Genomic DNA, 16,293 nt, shown 5'->3' on the forward strand with positions numbered 1-16,293 from the left:
AATTGGCAAAATTCCCTTCATACCTTCAACACGATGAGATGGACTGTGGTCCTACTTGTTTGAAAATTATTTCAAAATACTATGGAAAAACAATTCCTCTTGCACAACTACGTGTTTTGAGTGAAACGACAAGAATAGGTAGTACATTACTGGGTTTGGCTGGTGGAGCTGAGGAAATAGGGTTTAGAACACTTGGAGTAAAAATTAGCTACAAACAACTTTCAGAGGAGATTCCGTTGCCATGTATTATCCACTGGCATAAAAAACATTATGTTGTTGTTTATAAAATAACGCCAAATAAGGTTTTTGTATCTGACCCATCTTTTGGACTAATTGAATACTCCCCAAGAGAATTTATCAAGCATTGGATGGGGAGTTATCTGTCAGACGAAATTGAAGAAGGTATTGCATTAGCCTTAGAACCCTCACCAGAATTTTATACCAATGAGTTTAAAGAAACAAAAACACGGAATTTAGTTTTTTTAGTAAAATACCTCAGTCCTTATAAAAAACTCATGCTTCAACTGTTTTTGGGGCTTTTGGCAGGTAGTATTTTACAACTAATTTTCCCCTTTCTTACCCAAAGTATTGTCGATATTGGAATCCAGAGCCAAGATATTCATTTTATATATCTAATCTTGGTTGCACAACTTTTCTTATTTTTAGGAACAACATCTATTGAACTCATCCGAAGCTGGATTCTACTACATGTAAGTTCTAGGGTAAATTTATCAATGCTTTCAGATTTTTTCATTAAACTGATGAAACTCCCAATTGCTTATTTCGATGCAAAGCATACAGGAGATATTATGCAAAAAATCAATGACCACCATCGTATTGAAAGTTTATTGACGAGTTCAAGTCTAAATATCCTGTTTTCTTTTTTTAATGTCGGTATTTTAGGAATTGTTTTGGCAACCTACAGCTTTAACATTTTTGCCTTTTTTGCTATTTTCAGTATTATATATATTATCTGGACTTTACTATTTTTCAAAAAAAGGGAAGAACTCGACTACAAACGCTTTTCCCAGATGAGTCAAGACCAAAATAAGGTGATTGAGCTAATAACTGGGATGCAAGATATTAAACTTAGTAATGCCGAGCGACAAAAAAGATGGAGTTGGGAGTATATCCAAGCTCGTAAGTTTAGGTTGACACTTCAAAGTACCACACTTTCGCAATTCCAAAGTACAGGTGCTATTCTCATTGGACAATTACAAAATATTTTAATCTCAATTATTACCGCTAAAATGGTTATTGATGGAAAGCTCACTATAGGTATGATGCTTTCTGTCTCTTATATTGTTGGGCAGCTCAATGCTCCTATTCAACAATTCACATCATTTTTGCAAATATTCCAAGATGCCAGAATAAGCCTAGATAGGATTAATGAAATTTATGACATGAAAGCAGAAGATAGCACAGATGAATTTACAACCTCTCCAGAAGAGATTAACTTCAATCAAGATATTGTTTTTAATAATGTAAGTTATCGTTACCCAGGAGCCTTAAATGATGCTATTGAAGAATTATCGTTCGTTATACCTGCCAACAAAACAACTGCAATTGTTGGAAGTAGTGGCAGCGGAAAAACTACTATGATGAAGATGTTACTCAAGTTTTATCCCGTCAACGAAGGTAGCCTATCTTTAGGAAATATAAGCCTTAATGACATTCCTCAACATATATGGAGAGACTCGTGTGGGGTTGTAATGCAAGAAGGGTTCATTTTTAATGATACCATTGCAAATAATATTGCTGTTGGAGAAAATATCATTGATAAGAAAAAATTATTATACGCAGTTCATATTGCTAATATTCAAGACTTTATAGAGCAACTACCGGCAAGATATAATACCAAAATCGGAACAGAGGGTGTTGGATTAAGTACTGGACAAAAACAAAGAATTTTAATTGCAAGATCTGTTTATAAAAACCCTAAATTAATTTTCTTTGACGAAGCCACCTCTGCCTTAGATGCCAATAATGAAAAAATTATTATTGAAAATTTGAATGAATTTTTAAAAAATAGAACATCGGTTATCATTGCACATAGACTTAGCACCGTCAAAAATGCCGACAATATCATCGTTTTAGATGCTGGTAAGGTAGTTGAAACAGGGAATCATGACATTTTAGTACAAAAACAAGGATATTATTATAATTTGGTAAAAAATCAATTAGAATTAGATTCAAAATCAACTTCATAAAAATGACACGAGAAAAAGATATCGAGATTCGTTCTGAAGAGATAATTGATTTTATGTCTTATACCCCTACATGGCTTATAAAATGGGGAATTAGTGTAATTTTCCTTATTATCATCATCTTTTTCGTATTGGCATCCATTATAAAATATCCCGAAACATTAACGGGCCAAGCAACCATCACAACCCTAAATCCTACTGTTACTATCATAAATAAGGTATCTGGACGTTTAGAAAAAATATCAATGAAGGATGAGGCTTCGGTTCGTATCGGCGACATTATTGCAGCAGTCGAAAGCCCTGCCAATAATTCAGATGTACTTACTCTAAAAAAATCATTAAACGCTATTGAGTTTAAATCGAATGAACTTCATTGTAATTTATCACAATTCCAAGATTCTTTAAATTTAGGCGATTTCCAAAACGAATACTCCCAACTCGTAATGGATTTAAAACAATATCAAGAACTAACCCTAAATCCATTTTACACTGAAAAAATCAAAAGTATAGAAAGTCAACTTAAAAATCAATCCGACTTATTGAGCATCAATTACGATGTTTTAAAAATGGCTGAAAAGGATATTGATAATGCCCTAAAAAAAAATAGCATTTTCAAAAAACTATTTGAAGAGAAAGTGATTCCCCCTTTAGAATTTCAAGAGAAACAAGATGAGTTAAGTAGAAAACAACAAGATTTTATTATCCTAAAAAAGAATATTATCCAGACTAACGTTGCTATTACAGACTTGAAACGCCAAAAAATAGAGCTAATCAACGAGTTTAGAACCAAAACAAAATTATTAGAACAAAGTATTTTCCAAAAAAAGAGCAATTTAGCAAATGCCATTATGAATTGGCAAAAAAATTATTCTATCAAAGCATACTCAAATGGACGTCTTAAATTTTTGCAGAATTTGACCGATAACCAATTTGTTAAAGCAGGAGAGCCTTTATTTTTGATCGTTCCAGAACAATCAACTTATGTAGGATTAATCACCATTTCATCTCTTAACGCTGGGAAATTAAAAATTGGACAAAAAGTATTGATTTCTCTTGATAGTTATGCTGCTAACGACTTTGGAAAGATAACAGGTATTGTTTCAAAAATTTTTTCTGCTACCAATCAGAATTCTTACACTGTTCAAATAAGTTTAAAGAATGGGTTAAAGAGTTCTTTGAATAAAGATATCCCCTTTAAACCCCAAATGAATGGCGTTGCCAATATTATTACTGATAATACTAGCTTAACCGAGAGATTACTAAAAAAAATCCATCTACTCTATAACGATACCGCTGGAATTTAATAAGAAATGACATTATATTTTAATACTTAACTCTCTGCTCATATTCTTCGCATGTTTTTGAAATTCTTATTTTGAAAAACCAATCCTAATATCAACAACTAAAATACTGTCTACGGTTTAGGAAGAGCCTTAGGGCTTTCAGTCGTAAATTTGGTAGATTAAGTAAGAAAAAAATAGAAGTCAATTCAGAATAGTTCAACTTTGGAAACTTTAAATCCAATAAGGATATAAATGCTTATCTTTCAAGAAAAAACATCATCAATATTTTGTTTACAATTACAGTTATTTAAGAAATGAGCAGTAAAAAAGATACATTTTTGAGCAATAAGGGAAAGCGTATAATCATTGTGGTATTCGCTTTTATCTTGTTGAATCTTGTTTCTTATGTCATTGATCCTTATTCTTCTTACTGGGTTTCTTACCTGAAACGCTCTGTACTTTCTATTACAGAAGACTTAGCTTTATCATTTACCTTTTGCTTATTAATCTCAGAATCAAGCATATTTATTAGTAACAAACTCAATGAATCGATTTCGTGGACAGAAAAACCTTTGAAGCGATTGGTTTTTGAAACAGGATTAAACTTGGTTATTATCTTCGGAAGTCTTGCCATATTAGACCAATTGTACCGATTAATAGATGAGTCTGAAACTTGTATAGAAACTCATTCGGCTGACCAAGTAAGAGGTTTTTTTCAGTGGATTGTAGTCAGTGTCATTATTGCCTTTATGATTATTGGCATTAATACTTGTAATTACCTGATTGTCAACTGGAAAAATGCTGCTATGAAAGCTGCCGCACTCGACCAACTCGCTGTTGAAGCAGAACTACAATCTTTAAAACTTCAGATAGACCCTCATTTTGTATTCAATAACCTAAGTGTGCTTTCTGAATTGATATTGGTTAATCAACAATTGGGCTATGAATATGCCGAGAATTTCTCAAAAATATACCGCTACATGTTGGTCAATTCCAAGAAAGATATAATTCTGTTAGAAGAAGAATTGAAGTTTCTAAATTCGTATATATTCCTGATTAAGAATCGAATAGGCGATGGCGTAACATTTGAAGTCAATATTGACAAAGCCAGCAAACAACTGTATTTGCCTCCGCTAACTTTACAATTATTGGTAGAAAATGCCTTGAAACACAATAAAACCAATAAGAAAAATCCCTTGAAAATTAGTATTTATAACACCGATGAACAAGTATTAGTGGTTGAAAACGCATTACTTCCCATCGAAAATCAGCTTGAATCATCAGGAATCGGTATTCAAAATATTATCAGGAGGTATGATTTACTCTGGCAAAAACAGCCTGAAATTATACAGAACGAAACTACCTTTAAAGTAAAAATTCCGTTAATAAAACAATGATAGAAAAAATACTGATCATAGAAGACGAAAAACCAAATGCGGATAGACTACAACGTTTGATTAAAATAATCAGACCTAAAGCTACTATTCTTGAGGTATTAGACAGTATTTCCGACAGTGTGGTTTGGTTCAATACCCATGCAAAACCTGATGTGGTGATGATGGACGTAAGATTGTCGGACGGATTGAGTTTTGAGATTTTTGAGCAAGTAAACATCAATTGTCCAATCATTTTTACAACGGCTTATGATGAATATGCCGTAAAAGCATTCAAATACAATAGCATTGATTATTTGTTGAAACCCGTTGAACAAGACGAATTACTAACGGCCTTTACAAAACTGGAAGCATTATCTGTCGATTCTCGCCAAAAATCGTTGGAAGGATTATTAGATTTTTTAAAACCAAAAGACTTCAGATGTAGATTTTTACTTCCTTATAAAGATGGTTATAAAACAGTTCAGGTAAGTGATATTGCCTTTTTTTATTCTAAACTAAAAATCACCAGAGCCAAACTTTTCAGTGGCTCAGAAGAAACCATTCCGCTGACGCTGGAAGAACTTGAATTACAGCTCAATCCCAAAACCTTTTTCAGAGCCAATCGCCAAATTATCATTCATGTCGATGCCATTCAGCAAGTCCACAATTATTTCAATGGAAAGTTAAAAATTGACATTGCTAAAAACGCAGACATAGAAGTAATCATTAGTCGTGATAAAGCTGGATTATTCAAATCGTGGATGGATTATTAAGCACTTTTTTACGAATTTAGTATTTTTTCAAGTTCACTTCTCCATTTTTTCCCCATCAAAATTCGGCAAGGTAAATCTTCAATTCAGGCATAAAAATATACGGTTCAGGGATTTTCTCCATAATTAATGAGTCCATAAAACTTCCTTTGTAGTATAAATCAATCTTTATACTCAATGTTAAATCACAGGTCTAAAACAGGAAATACATTCAAAGGAATAATATTTCTTCTCTGTTCTTTCATGATATTTTCTTGTACAGAACAAGCTCAAGAACAGGCTGAGCAAGCACCGCTAAGTGTTGACTTCCTTCCAATAAATACTGCTAATGTTGATGTTGCCAAAAAATATCCTGGAGCTATTGAAGGGGCTGTCAATGTTGATTTGAAAGCACAAGTATCAGGCTATTTAGAGCAAATATTTGTAAAAGAAGGCGATTATGTACAAAAAGGACAGGCACTTTTCAAAATCAAAGCAGAGGTATTCAACGAACAGGTAAATAATAGTTTGGCAACACTCAAAGCCGCTTTGGCGGCACAGGCCAACGCCAAATTGGAAATAGAAAAGATTCGCCCTTTGGTAGAAGGAAAAGTAGTTTCTGAAATCCAACTACAAACGGCAGAAGCCAATTACGAAGCTGCGTCGGCACAAGTAAACCAAGCAAAAGCCCTGTTAAGCTCTTCTAAAATCAATGCGGCATTTAGCCTAATAAAAGCTCCAATTAGCGGTTATATTGGTAGAATTCCGAACAGAATTGGCAATTTGGTAACGCCCACCGACCTTGTTCCACTTACTACTCTTTCAGACATCAATCAGGTTTTTGTTTATTTCTCGCTCACAGAAGCCGATTACATCGCTTTTATGAAAGAAAAAGGTTTACAAAAAAATGCAAATACAGTTTCATTAGTGATGGCTGACGGTAGCGAGTACAAACACAAAGGTAAACTAGAATTTGCCAGCGGAAATATAGACCGCACTACTGGAAGCATTGCTTTGAAAGCCATTTTTCCTAATCCTGACAAACTACTACGTTCGGGAGGTTCGGCTGGTGTGGTTTTACAAAAAGCTTATAACACTGCACTATTAGTACCCATGGCAAGTGTGAAAGATATTCAAGATAAATACTTTGTTTTTTCCCTAGCTGATAGCAACAAAGTAGCCATGAAGCCCTTTGAAATTGAAGGTAAATCTGGCAGTAATTATATCGTAAAATCTGGCATTAGTGTTGGCGAGAAAATAGCCACAACAAGCATTGATTTATTGAATGAAGGAATGACGGTTATTCCTAACATCACAAAGGGGGCATTAGGGCAATAAGTACATTTCAAAATTGAAAAAACATGTTAAAAAAAATAATAGATAGACCCGTTTTGGCAACGGTAATTTCTATCGTGATTGTGGTATTAGGAATTGTTGGACTTGATAGACTTTCCGTAACACGATTTCCAGATATTTCACCGCCAACCGTCATGGTGTCGGGTTCATATCCTGGGGGTAATAGCGAAACTGTGATTCGTTCGGTAGTTACGCCACTCGAAGAGCAAATCAATGGCGTAGAAAATATGCAGTATATCAAATCTACAGCTAGTAATGATGGCACATTTTCAATATCAATTATCTTCAAGCAAGGCGTAAATGCCGACCAAGCAGCAGTAAATGTACAAAATCGTGTACAACAAGCTACGCCTATTTTGCCACAAGAAGTAGTTAGAATGGGACTCACTACTTCCAAACAACAGAATAGCATGATTATGATATTCAATTTGTTTACGGAAGATAATCAAAAATACGATGAAAAGTTTTTACAAAATTATGCCAATATCAACCTTATTCCACAAATCAAAAGAGTTCCGGGCGTAGGGCAAGCCATGGTTTTTGGAACAAAAGATTATTCTATGCGTATTTGGCTGAACCCTCGCCAAATGGCCAATTATAATTTAGTTCCTGCCGACATCAGTAATGCCATTGCCGACCAAAGTTTAGAAGCTGCACCTGGAAAATTGGGCGAAGAATCTAACGCTGCTTTGGAGTACGTAATTCGTTATAAAGGCAAAAAGAATCTACCCGAAGACTATGATAATATTGTTGTTAAGAATACTGGAAATAATATTATTCGCTTGAAAGATGTAGCACGGATTGAATTTGGTGCTATTTCTTACAGTGGTAACAACACTTCTAACGGGCGGAATACGGCTACCATTGCGATTATACAAACCACTGGTTCAAACGCCAATGAAATCGAAATAGGAATCGATAAAGAGATTGAGCGACTGTCTAAATCGTTTCCTCCAGGTATAAAATATTCAAAATTAATGAGTACCAAGGAAAAATTGGACGAAGCAACCAGTCAGGTAAAATCCACTTTGTTTGAAGCCTTTGTGCTTGTATTCTTGGTTGTATTTCTGTTTTTACAGGATTTTCGTTCTACGATTATTCCTGCCATTGCTGTGCCTGTAGCCATCATCGGAACGTTTTTCTTCTTGCTCGTACTGGGTTTTACCATTAATGTATTGACCCTCTTTGCCTTAGTGTTAGCCATTGGAATCGTGGTAGATGATGCCATTGTAGTGGTAGAAGCGGTGCATAGTAAAATGGAAGGGACTCATCTAAGTGGAAAAGAAGCGACTCATTCAGCAATGGGAGAAATCACAGGAGCTGTAATTTCTATTACGCTTGTAATGTCTGCGGTATTTATTCCGATTGGCTTTATGACGGGTTCAGCAGGGATTTTTTATAAGCAATTTGCTTATACACTGGCTATTGCTATCATCATTTCAGCCGTTAATGCCCTGACATTGACACCTGCTTTGTGTGCCTTACTCTTGAAAAACACACACAGTGAAAGTAACGCTACGGTAGGTTTTAGTAAACGTTTTTTTGCTGGTTTCAATGCGGGTTTTGATAATATTACCAATCGCTACGTAAAGAGCATTCGTTTCTTGGCCATACACAAGTGGTTGGCCGCTGGTTTTGTAATGTCCATAATGGGCGTAGCAACTTGGGCTATTATGAGTACCCCAAAAAGTTTTGTGCCTATGGAGGATGATAGCATGTTTATTTACGTACTCAGTATGCCCCCAGGTACAGCCTTGACTCCAACAACCAAAGTAGCTGATAAAATTGATAAGCTTTTGTCGGAAATCGAAGCTATTGAAGATAATACCACCATTACGGGCTTTAACCTGATGACCAACAGTACAAGCCCTGCTTATGCAGTAGGTTTTGTCAAATTTAAACCCAGAACTCAGCGAGGAAAAATTCAAGACATAGACGAATTGATGGAGGTTGTTGATGCCAAATTATCTGTTGTTAGAGAAGGCGGTATCCTCACAATGAGAATGCCACCAGTAGATGGATATGGCGTTACAAACGGTGCTGAAATTGTATTACAAGACCGTCAGGGGCGTAGTTCAGTAGCATTGAAAGCTCAGGCTGACAAAGTAATTGCCGATTTAATGAAGGTCTCTGGTGTGCAATTAGCCTACACCATGTTCCGTGCTGATTATCCTCAGTTAGAGCTGGAAGTGGATGAAGACAAAGCCAAACAAATGGGGCTTAATATTAATGGTATTTTAGGTACGGTTCAAAGCTATTTCTCGGGCGACCAATCGTTAAATTTTTCACGATTTGGAAAATTTTATCGGGTAAATATCAAAGCAGATGGTGTATTTAGAATGGACGAACAAGCTTTTGATGAAATTTTTGTTCGAAACGATAAAGGAATAATGATTCCTGTAAAATCAGTTATTTCCTTGCACAAAGTCTATGGCCCAGAATCGGTAAGTCGCTACAATCTTTATAATGCGTTGACAATTAATATCAATGCGATGCCCGGAATAAGTAACGGAGCTTTGATGGAACGTTTGGAAACTGTTTTGGATAAAATGCCAACCGATTATAGTTACGAATGGACAGGTTTGAGTTTAGAAGAAAAATCAGCGGGAAATCAGACGATAGCCATTTTGGGGCTTTGTTTACTCTTTGTGTATTTACTATTGTCTGCTCAGTACGAAAGTTATTTATTGCCTCTTGCGGTTTTGTTATCTATTCCAACGGGGATTCTGGGAGCTTATATCGGTATCAAAAGTATTGGATTAGACAACAACATTTATGTACAAATTGGAATCATTATGCTGATTGGTCTATTAGCCAAAAATGCCATTTTGATAGTAGAATTTGCCGTACAACGTAGGCGTGCAGGATTATCCATTCTGGATGCCGCATTAGATGCTTCCAAAGCCAGACTAAGACCTATCGTGATGACTTCACTCGCATTTATTGTAGGAATGCTTCCACTGATGTTTTCAAAAGGAGGCACTGCAACAGGAAATCATTCTATCAGTACCAGTGCCGCCATGGGCATGCTAAGTGGTGTGGTTTTGGGCGTAATTGTTATTCCTTTATTGTTTATGTTATTCCAATACTTACAAGAAAAAGTATCAGGGAAAAAGCAAGTGTTTTAATCCTAATAAATGACCTGAAATGAAATTCTCAAAAATACATATATTCTTAAGCGTTGTTATGTCACTACTACTTTCTTCTTGTATGATAGAGAAGAAATATAGTCGTACAAACCTAAACATTCCTGAGCAGTATCGTGAAACCGTTACAGTAACGGCAGATACTGTTCAATTACCTTGGAGAACCTTTTTTAGAGATTCAATATTGGTTAATCTTATCGAAAAAGCACTTCAAAAAAATAACGAAATCGCAGTAGCTGTGATGAATATGCAACAGTTGGATTTGATGTATAAGCAATCAAAACTGGGGCTTTATCCAACAGTAGATTTGAACGTCGGTGCCAATAGAAATTGGCTTTCTAAAAGCTCCCTTAATGGCTCGTTGACTGAACAATTTTTGGGAACAAGTTACATGGATGATTATGCTGCCAATCTAAGGCTTTCTTGGGAAGCTGATATTTGGGGAAAAGCCAAGGCACATCGGGAAGCTTCACTTGCCAACTATTTTGCACAAAAAGAAAACCTTTCAGCCTTAAAAACAAGGCTCATCGTTCAGGTTGCTCAAGCCTATTATCACTTAATTGCACTCGACGAACAATTGAAAGTAGCCAAACGTAACATTGTTTTGGGAGATAGCACGCTGGCGATGATTCGACTTCAATATAAATCTGGACAAGTAAATTCCCTAGCCGTTGAACAGACAGAAGCACAAAAAAAAACAGCAGAACTATTAGTGCCATTAGCCTTACAAAATATTGCTATACAAGAAAATGCCCTTAGTATTTTGTGTGGAGAATACCCCAATAGCATTGCCAGAGTTGGAATAATGGATAATGCCATGCCTTCAGTGATATTTCCTTTGGGCGTTCCAGCGATGCTTTTGAGTCGCCGACCAGACGTAAAATCGGCAGAATACGCTGTTGCCTCAGCCAATGCAAATAGGAATATTGCCCATATAGCCATGTATCCAAGTATTAGCCTTACGCCATCTGTAGGAATGAATTCTTTTAAGCTTAATACTTGGTTTAATCTACCAGGTTCTATTGTGAAAAACGTAGGTGTTAATTTAACTCAGCCAATTTTCATGAAAAAATCGCTTAAAACAGCCTATGATATTGCCATCATAGAGCAAGAAAAAGCCGTGAGTACTTTTAAACAATCGCTATTGACAGCAGTAGCTGAAGTATCAGATGCTCTTGCCAAAGCTAAGTATGCCGATGAAAGAATGGACTTAGTAAAACAAAAAAAAGTATCACTCACCAAAGCTACCAATGATGTATTTAAGCTTTATAAAAGTGGAATGGCTACATATTTAGAAGTAATTACGACACAGAACAATTCTTTACAAAATGAATTGGAAGCCATAGAAATCAAAAAAGAAACGTTTAATGCCATCACTGATTTGTACCGTACCTTGGGTGGCGGTGGAGAATAACAAGAGACAAAGAAATAAAAACGTAAAGGTTGTCTAACTATAAATAATATAAACAGCTAAAATGATGAATAAAACAAATGCTTGGCTAAACGACGATTTAGGCAAATTATTAGTACGAATTCCTACAGGCGGATTAATGCTTTTTCATGGTATTCATAAATTAATACACGGTCATGATTTTATCAAAAGCTCTTTGATAGAAAAAGGACTTCCTGAAATTATGTGGATTGGCGTACCCGTTGCAGAAGTTGTCGCACCGATATTACTTATTTTAGGTGTTTTCGGTAGAATTTCCGCCTTATTGATTTCAACAGTCATGATATTTTCATTGTATCTTGCCCATGGTGTTGCATCATTTAATCTTACAGAACACGGCGGATTAGAAGCAGAATACAATATCTATTTTATTCTTGTAGGATTGGGTATTTTTTTCGCTGGAACAGGAAAATATTCGATATACCAACCCGAGAACAAGTGGCTATCTTAACTTTCAACAACATCAAAAATTAATCACAAGTACGATTGACAGTCTCGATACTTTCTGGCAATAGCAAGTCAGATTATTTATACCCCAACGGGTAAAGTAAAAACCTTAGTTAAATAAAAAACATTTCGGTTCATAAAAAATCCACTCTAAGGAGAGTGGATTTTTTGAAAATAATATTTGGCAACAGTAATTACAAAACCTTTCTAAAACCATCTATATTTTGTATTTATCGCGAGTCACAACACAAACAAAGCGGCTTTATGTTAAGTATAACCCCAACATTCAGAATCAATCGTATTTATTATGTTACCCAATTTATGATTTCACGGCTTTGGGCTTTAGGTCAGTTAATGCAGATATTTTTACGGGCAAGCCTGTTTCTACACTTTTCCTAGCTCCGATTCCTACCAAAATAGCCATTGCACCATCGCGACTACCAGCTGTTTGGCGATAGGTATCGGGTGTATGAGGGTTTCTAAAAATCTTATCTCTCAAAAGAGCATCACCTCCTCCATGCCCTTCGGCTTGTGGGATTTTGATATACTCTACATCGCCAAAGTTTTTGGAGAGCATCAGCTCATCATAATGCTCAATAACCATTTTGCCCGACTCTTTTATCCATGCCTCCAAACGTCCGCCTGTACCATTAAAAGCAATGCGATAACCTTCGTATGGCGAATAGGTTGTTAATGAATAGCTTACATTTACACCGTTGGCATAATGAATGGTAGCGGCCATTTTGTCGAAAATATTAATATCTTCTTTGAACACACAGCCATCACGCAAATAGCCGTCATATTGTTCGTTTTGAGCATACAAACTCATCAAGCGGTTATCTTTGGTCATATCCCAATAAAACTTACAGCTCGTTTTGTGCGAACATGTACGGCAGTTAGTACCCCTTTGTTGCCCATTTTTGCCATAGTGTTCTAACGACGCTTGGGCGTATACGCTTTCTGGTTCTGATTCCAGCCACCAGTTCAATAAATCAAAATGATGGCTAGCCTTATGTACCCAAAGCGAACCCGAGTTTTCACGGAGGCGATGCCAACGACGGAAATAATCCGCACCATGACGGGTGTCTAAATACCAGTGAAAATCTACCGATGTAACCTTGCCTATAGCACCCGCTCGCAAGAGTTCGTATATCTTCTGGCGATGTGGCGAATACCGATAGTTGAATGTTACCGTTACTTTTTTCCCAGTACGCTTTTCAGCATCCAAAATCGCCTGACATTTCCCTTCATCGGTAGTCATGGGTTTTTCGGTAATAATATCGGCACCTAGCTCCATTCCTCGAATAATAAACTTATCGTGGGTAGCATCTACTGTTGTTACAATCAATAAATCGGGTTTGGTATCTTGCATCATTTTGTCAAAATCGGTATAAACAGGGCAGTTGACACCTAGCATTTTTTTGGCTGTTTCGGCTCGTCCACGGTTAATATCGCAAAGGCCCACAAAATCAATAATATCGCCAAATTCCTTTACAACAGGGCTTCCCCACATACCCGTTCCTCGGTGTCCAGTGCCTACCATAGCAACCTTGCGTTTGCCCATTGTAGTACCTAGTACATCCGACAAACTACCTGCTAGTAAACCAGCCGTAGCAACAGAAGCTTGTTGTAAAAAGCCTCTTCGCCCTAAGAATCCATTTTGATTTTCCATACATTTATTAAATTACCCTAACTAAATTGATTGTGATACGTTGCTATTTTGGTCAAGTATTAACCAACAATACTTGTACTTTACAAATTATTTATTGTAAAATAACCAACACATCTTACAAAGCCCATCATGCACCATCCTGTTTGTACTGGATATTCTTTGAATTGTACAATTATAAAAAATAGAGAAAACTTAATCGTGAAGCTTTGTGGAAAATCACCTAGCGATAGTTGTTTTGAAAGTAATAGTACTACGAGCGATAAAATTTTTTGTGCATCGCCAAGTTTTTGAGTGTAGTTACGATACGATTTACTTTGGTTTCTTCTTTTTTAGCTGACGCAATCCAGTCAAGGTAGTATTTTTTTTCGCTATCTGAGAGCGTTTGGAAAAAGGCATGAGCTTGAGGGTCGTCGTTCAGGCATAACAGAAACTCTTCAGGGATTTCTAGGGCTGAGTTATCCATAAAAAGCACAACATCTACCCAGTCGCCTTCTTGTTTGGCAATTTTCTTCCGAATTTCGGCACGAACAGGCAAGAAGAGTCTCCCATTTCCCATAGGCATGAGTTTATAGCGTTTTAGCTCAAAATCATCGATGTAGCCTCGAACCTGCACCATTCCAAATTTAGTTTTTGTACTTGGGGTTATTGGCTCAATCACAAGATATGTCCAACCGCCTTTACCTGGAAATTTTTCAAGTTGAAGTTTTTGTTCTATAAAAGGTTGCTCCATGAATTTATATATTTTGACAAATAAAAGAGAAGTATTTGACATTACCCAGTCTATGATATTCTTTGGATAATGTCATGAAGGTACTATTCTAGCAATAATTGTACAAAGTTATTAGTTTCACAGTCAATTTTGAGCCTGCTGTATCTGCAGCTAATAAGAAGAGCTAAAACTTACTGAAAAGTTGGGGCAAAAAAAAAGCGAAACTTTCGTTTCGCTTTTAGGCGTACCCAGAGCCGGAGTCGAACCGGCATGCCAATGAAGGCACAGGTGTTTGAGACCAGCGCGTCTACCAATTCCGCCATCTGGGCATTTGCACTACAAAATCTTTCTTGTGATTTACTTGAACGCTTTTGTTCGTGTTTTGTGATGCAAAAATAGAGGATTAATTTTTACTGTGCAAACCCAAAATTTAAAAAAAGAAAACTTTTTCATAACATACATCATAAGCTACTGATTATGAAAAAGTTCTTTATAGTACTAATTTCTAAAAAAAATTACTCGTACCTCAAAGATTCTATAGGGTCGAGCTTAGATGCCTTGAATGCGGGATAAATCCCAGAGAAAAGCCCTACTATAACACAAACGGTAATACCGACAAACATCCATAACCAAGGAATAATAAAACTTGATGTACCAGACATAATACCATTGGCTATTACATTACCAATAGGAATGGCTAGCATCAAACCGCCCAAACCACCCAAAATACAGATAACAATGGCTTCTATCAAAAACTGTGTCCTAATAACTTTGGGCGTTGCCCCCAACGACTTACGAATACCGATTTCACGTGTTCTTTCGGTTACAGATACCATCATGATATTCATTAGGGCAATGGCTGCTCCGAGTAAAGTAATAAACCCAATTCCAAAACCACCGATACGTAATACCCCTGTTATATTTTCGGATTGTTTGGCCAAGGAATCAGAGCGTTCGATAGAAAAAGAATCGGGTGTTCCGAGGGCATCTTGTCGTACAATTCTCATAGCACCTCTTGCCTCTTCCATTACATTTTCTACATCTTTGATATTAATGGCAGCCGTTACTATATCAAAAGTTAAGCTACGGCCATGCGCCAATTTTCTACCAGTTTCTAATGGTACAAATACCACACGGTCGTCGCCTCCACCCATAAAGCTTCCTTTTTTCTCAAGCAAGCCTATTACTTTAAATTTACCTCCAAGAATATTGATTTCTTTGTTGATAGGGCTAATATTTTTCCCAAAAATTTGGCTTACCACATCTACCCCAACAATACATACATTGGTAGCCAGCTCAAGGTCATTGCTCGAAAACTGACGACCTTCCGACACCTTATATCCTTTCATGTCCAGAAAATTTTCGTCTGTACCAATTACTCGGGAGTTAGGATTTGTTTTTTTAGATTCGTATTTAATTTCTGCATTGAACGTAACATTGGTTTTCATACCGATTACTGCCGATTTCCCAAAAAGGGCTTTGTACATTTTGGCCTGACGATAATTGATAGGTGGATAATTTTTTTCTTTTTCCCCATCTTTTCTAATCCTAAAAACATCTCTGTTTCTGATGTCGAAGGAGTTGGCACCTAAGCCCGAAAAACTATTATCGACCGAACTCTGAATACCATCAATAGCCGTTAGGATTCCGACCAAAGCCGTAATACCAATGGCAATAATTAAGGCCGTCAAAACGGTTCTAAGCATATTGGCCTGAATAGAGCGAAGAGCTTCTCGGATATTTTCTAAATAATTCATGTGTTTGATGAATATGTGACAATTTGAGAATTCATAAGGTTAAATTTGCACTATATTTGTCGTAATTTCGTTAAAAACATATCGTTTTTCCGATTTTTATAAGCAATTATATGCTTTGCCAAACCAACTAATATGGTTTAA

The 16,293-nt window shown here is 36.3% G+C and carries 11 protein-coding genes and 1 tRNA gene; 8 read left to right on the forward strand and 4 right to left on the reverse strand.

What is annotated here, in order from left to right; all coding sequences use genetic code 11:
• The first annotated feature begins 2 nt into the window (after window positions 1-2).
• The 8 genes from FLEMA_RS69065 to FLEMA_RS69095 all read left to right on the forward strand — a co-directional run bounded on the left by FLEMA_RS69065 (window position 3) and on the right by FLEMA_RS69095 (window position 12,018).
• Complete coding sequence (locus FLEMA_RS69065) at window positions 3-2,210, forward strand: peptidase domain-containing ABC transporter (RefSeq protein ID WP_044171712.1); 2,208 nt, start codon at window positions 3-5, stop codon at window positions 2,208-2,210.
• A 2-nt stretch (window positions 2,211-2,212) separates the two neighbouring features.
• On the forward strand, window positions 2,213-3,511 hold the full coding sequence (locus FLEMA_RS69070) for an HlyD family secretion protein (RefSeq protein ID WP_044171714.1): 1,299 nt from the start codon (window positions 2,213-2,215) through the stop codon (window positions 3,509-3,511).
• 293 nt (window positions 3,512-3,804) lie between these two features.
• The gene (locus FLEMA_RS69075; RefSeq protein WP_044171716.1) at window positions 3,805-4,887 is read left to right on the forward strand and encodes a sensor histidine kinase; all 1,083 of its coding nucleotides are present in this window, start codon (window positions 3,805-3,807) and stop codon (window positions 4,885-4,887) included.
• A complete protein-coding gene (locus FLEMA_RS0118585) occupies window positions 4,884-5,639 on the forward strand; it encodes a LytR/AlgR family response regulator transcription factor (protein ID WP_044171718.1) in 756 nt (251 codons plus the stop codon). The genes FLEMA_RS69075 and FLEMA_RS0118585 overlap by 4 nt, the downstream gene beginning before the upstream one ends.
• Window positions 5,640-5,879: 240 nt before the next feature.
• The gene (locus FLEMA_RS69080) at window positions 5,880-6,953 is read left to right on the forward strand and encodes an efflux RND transporter periplasmic adaptor subunit (RefSeq protein ID WP_229359424.1); all 1,074 of its coding nucleotides are present in this window, start codon (window positions 5,880-5,882) and stop codon (window positions 6,951-6,953) included.
• 23 nt (window positions 6,954-6,976) lie between these two features.
• A complete protein-coding gene (locus FLEMA_RS69085; RefSeq protein ID WP_044171721.1) occupies window positions 6,977-10,099 on the forward strand; it encodes an efflux RND transporter permease subunit in 3,123 nt (1,040 codons plus the stop codon).
• Window positions 10,100-10,157: 58 nt separating this feature from the next.
• Window positions 10,158-11,531: an efflux transporter outer membrane subunit gene (locus tag FLEMA_RS69090; RefSeq protein WP_262486511.1), complete on the forward strand. Its 1,374-nt coding sequence runs from the start codon at window positions 10,158-10,160 to the stop codon at window positions 11,529-11,531.
• Window positions 11,532-11,592: 61 nt separating this feature from the next.
• Complete coding sequence (locus FLEMA_RS69095; protein WP_144080100.1) at window positions 11,593-12,018, forward strand: DoxX family protein; 426 nt, start codon at window positions 11,593-11,595, stop codon at window positions 12,016-12,018.
• A 315-nt stretch (window positions 12,019-12,333) separates the two neighbouring features.
• On the opposite strand, the gene FLEMA_RS0118740 is transcribed toward FLEMA_RS69095, so the two are convergent.
• The 4 genes from FLEMA_RS0118740 to FLEMA_RS0118775 all read right to left on the reverse strand — a co-directional run bounded on the left by FLEMA_RS0118740 (window position 12,334) and on the right by FLEMA_RS0118775 (window position 16,152).
• Window positions 12,334-13,686: a Gfo/Idh/MocA family protein gene (locus tag FLEMA_RS0118740; RefSeq protein ID WP_026997756.1), complete on the reverse strand. Its 1,353-nt coding sequence runs from the start codon at window positions 13,684-13,686 to the stop codon at window positions 12,334-12,336.
• Window positions 13,687-13,936: 250 nt separating this feature from the next.
• Window positions 13,937-14,416, reverse strand: coding sequence for a YdeI/OmpD-associated family protein (locus tag FLEMA_RS0118755; protein WP_026995869.1), 480 nt, complete (start codon window positions 14,414-14,416; stop codon window positions 13,937-13,939).
• Window positions 14,417-14,640: 224 nt separating this feature from the next.
• Window positions 14,641-14,724 (reverse strand) — tRNA-Leu (locus tag FLEMA_RS0118765).
• Window positions 14,725-14,910: 186 nt separating this feature from the next.
• A complete protein-coding gene (locus FLEMA_RS0118775; RefSeq protein WP_026997757.1) occupies window positions 14,911-16,152 on the reverse strand; it encodes an ABC transporter permease in 1,242 nt (413 codons plus the stop codon).
• Window positions 16,153-16,293 lie beyond the last annotated feature (141 nt).

The sequence above is a fragment of the Flectobacillus major DSM 103 genome, from assembly GCF_000427405.1.
In the GTDB taxonomy this organism is placed as follows: Bacteria; Bacteroidota; Bacteroidia; order Cytophagales; family Spirosomataceae; genus Flectobacillus; species Flectobacillus major.

Coding starts and splice junctions, on each gene's coding strand:
- FLEMA_RS69070 (WP_044171714.1), top strand. CDS start 2,213: ATGACACGAGAAAAAGATATCGAGATTCGTTCTGAAGAGATAATTGAT.
- FLEMA_RS69075 (WP_044171716.1), top strand. CDS start 3,805: ATGAGCAGTAAAAAAGATACATTTTTGAGCAATAAGGGAAAGCGTATA.
- FLEMA_RS0118585 (WP_044171718.1), top strand. CDS start 4,884: ATGATAGAAAAAATACTGATCATAGAAGACGAAAAACCAAATGCGGAT.
- FLEMA_RS69080 (WP_229359424.1), top strand. CDS start 5,880: ATGATATTTTCTTGTACAGAACAAGCTCAAGAACAGGCTGAGCAAGCA.
- FLEMA_RS69085 (WP_044171721.1), top strand. CDS start 6,977: ATGTTAAAAAAAATAATAGATAGACCCGTTTTGGCAACGGTAATTTCT.
- FLEMA_RS69090 (WP_262486511.1), top strand. CDS start 10,158: ATGTCACTACTACTTTCTTCTTGTATGATAGAGAAGAAATATAGTCGT.
- FLEMA_RS69095 (WP_144080100.1), top strand. CDS start 11,593: ATGATGAATAAAACAAATGCTTGGCTAAACGACGATTTAGGCAAATTA.
- FLEMA_RS0118740 (WP_026997756.1), bottom strand. CDS start 13,686: ATGGAAAATCAAAATGGATTCTTAGGGCGAAGAGGCTTTTTACAACAA.
- FLEMA_RS0118755 (WP_026995869.1), bottom strand. CDS start 14,416: ATGGAGCAACCTTTTATAGAACAAAAACTTCAACTTGAAAAATTTCCA.
- FLEMA_RS0118775 (WP_026997757.1), bottom strand. CDS start 16,152: ATGAATTATTTAGAAAATATCCGAGAAGCTCTTCGCTCTATTCAGGCC.